Origin of the sequence: Enterococcus sp. 6D12_DIV0197 (assembly GCF_002174385.1) — a bacterium.
GTDB classification, from domain to species: Bacteria; Bacillota; Bacilli; order Lactobacillales; family Enterococcaceae; genus Enterococcus_D; species Enterococcus_D casseliflavus.
The window spans coordinates 1,033,955-1,036,417 of record NZ_NIBN01000001.1; the positions used below are offsets into that span (position 1 = coordinate 1,033,955).

At 33.0% G+C, this 2,463-nt stretch carries 2 protein-coding genes; both read left to right on the forward strand.

The genetic code is table 11. The features are described 5' to 3' along the window. Positions 1 to 94 precede the first annotated feature (94 nt). On the forward strand, positions 95 to 1,381 hold the full coding sequence (locus A5867_RS04980; protein WP_087627002.1) for a PTS transporter subunit EIIC: 1,287 nt from the start codon (positions 95 to 97) through the stop codon (positions 1,379 to 1,381). Further along, the coding region (locus A5867_RS04985) for a glycoside hydrolase family 1 protein (protein ID WP_087628160.1) at positions 1,371 to 2,463 on the forward strand (1,093 nt) is incomplete at its 3' end. The genes A5867_RS04980 and A5867_RS04985, both read left to right, overlap by 11 nt.

A 2,463-nucleotide genomic window follows, 5' to 3' on the forward strand; every position in this document is an offset into this window, starting at 1 on the left:
TGATAATCTTAAAAATTTCTTTGATGGAAAAGAGAGTAACACAGGAATTGCATCAAATATTGAAATTATTAAGTACTATTGAGGAGGAAAAAAAGTGTTAGATAAATTTCAAGGAATCTTAGAAAAATATATTGGACCGGTGGCGACGGCCTTAAACCAGAGCAAATTAGTCCAGGCCTTAGCAGCAGGTATGATCATGTCAATGCCTATTACTTTAGGAACTTCAGTACTGGCTATTTTAGGTAATTTACCTATTCCGGTATGGATGCATCTATTAACGAATATTGGTATATCGCCAATAATTGAAGATGTTTTATCAGTCACTATGACGTTGCTTCCTATATACATTATCACTACAATTTCTTATAGTTACGGAAAACAATTAGAAGTTAATCCTGTAACGTCTGCACTTCTTAGTATGGCGGTATTATTAATTTTAGTGCCACTAAGGATTGGTACTGGTGATAATGAAATTTTAGCTTTATCTACGAACTACTTAGGAAGTAATGGTATTTTTATCGCAATGATGACAGCGCTAATTGTTCCTAGATTATATCAATTCCTATATAAAAAGAATATAAAAATTAAATTACCTGATACAGTTCCTCCCATGGTAACTGATTCGCTTTCACCAACATTTATTGCGATGATTATATTTTTTCTGGCATTTTTAATCAAGTATGGATTTAGTTTAACATCATTCGGAAATATATTTGACGCATTCAATCAAACAATTGGTTTAGTTATTAACTTATTTGGTGCATCAACCATCTCAATGATTTTCCTATTTACAGTATGCAGCTTGTTCTGGTTCTTTGGTGTCCATCCTAGCCCGATATTAAGCTTATATACACCATTTATAATTGCTCCGTTGACACAAAATTTTGAGGCTTTTTTAGCAGGCCAGCCATTACCGCACCTTGAGTTAGTTATTGTATTTGCTGCTTTGTCCATGGGAGCAACAGGAAGTACATTAGGTTTAGCAATATCAAGTTTCTTTGCAAAATCTGAAAAATATAAGACAATGAGAAAACTTGTTGTAGTACCTAATTTCTTCAATATCAATGAGCCAATTATATTTGGCTTTCCAGTTATGTTAAACCCAATCTATTTTATTCCAATGATTTTAACGCCAATTCTATCTGGATTTGGAGCACTATTTTTAACAAAGATACTTCAACCTGATATTAATCCATCTATTTCGTTTCCGTGGATTATGCCACAAGTGATTTCTGCAATATTCCAAGGAGGGTTCAAATATTTTATTATTTTACTTTTAGTTATATTAGTTCAAGTGATTGTTTACTATCCATTCTTTAGATTGGATGATAAAAGAGCATTAGATGAAGAAAATAAAGGAGGACAATTGAATGAGGTTTAATAAAAATTTCTTATGGGGTGGAGCAACTGCTGCTAATCAATTAGAGGGGGCTTATCTAACTGATGGTAAAGGACTGAGTTCAGCTGATGTGATTACTTTAGGAGATAAAAAAAACCCTCGTTTAGTAACATACAAAGATAAAAATGGTGAAAATAAACAAATGCCTCTGATGCAAATGACAGGAGTACCTGAAGGATCTATTTTTGATACGCAGGAAAAATATAAATATCCAAGTCATGAAACAATTGATTTTTATCATAATTTTAAAGAAGATATCAAACTCCTCTCTGAGTCAGGTATTAACTCATTTAGAATGTCAATTGCATGGAGTAGGATTTATCCAAATGGATATGATGAATCTCCCAATGAAAAAGGCCTTGAGTTTTACGAGAAGGTTTTTAAAGAGTTAAAGAAATATAATATTGAACCAATTGTTACATTATCTCACTATGAAATACCACTAGCATTAGTTAATAGTTGGGGAAGTTGGAGAGATACTAGAACTATTGAGTGTTTTGTAAAATATGCTAGAACAGTTTTTGAAAGATATTCTCCGTATGTTAAATATTGGATAACATTTAACGAAATGAACTGTATCGAAGCTCTACCATGGTTAGCTGGTGGGATTGATACCACGGATAAAATAGTTACTGAGAAAGCTGGATTTAATCAGTTAATTGCAGCTGCAAAAGTTGTGAAGTTAGGAAAGGAAATTAATCCAAACTTTCAGTTTGGAGGAATGGTTACTTACCCGGCAATGTATCCTTATAGTAGTAACCCTGCTGATAACATTCTGACCTGGCAAGCATCTCAATTTATTAATTTTTATTTAGATGTTCAATGCAGAGGGTATTATCCAAGCTATAAACTTAAGGCTCTAGAACAAACAGGAATCTCTCTTGATTTAAATCCGCAGAATGAAAAAATATTAAGGGAGGGAACCGTTGATTTTGTTGCAATATCATACTATCAGTCACTAGTAATCGCATCTGATGAGAGTTTAGAAAAATCAGATGGGAATTTAACGACAGGGATCAAAAACCCTTATTTAAAGGAATCTGAATGGGGGTGGCAAATTGATC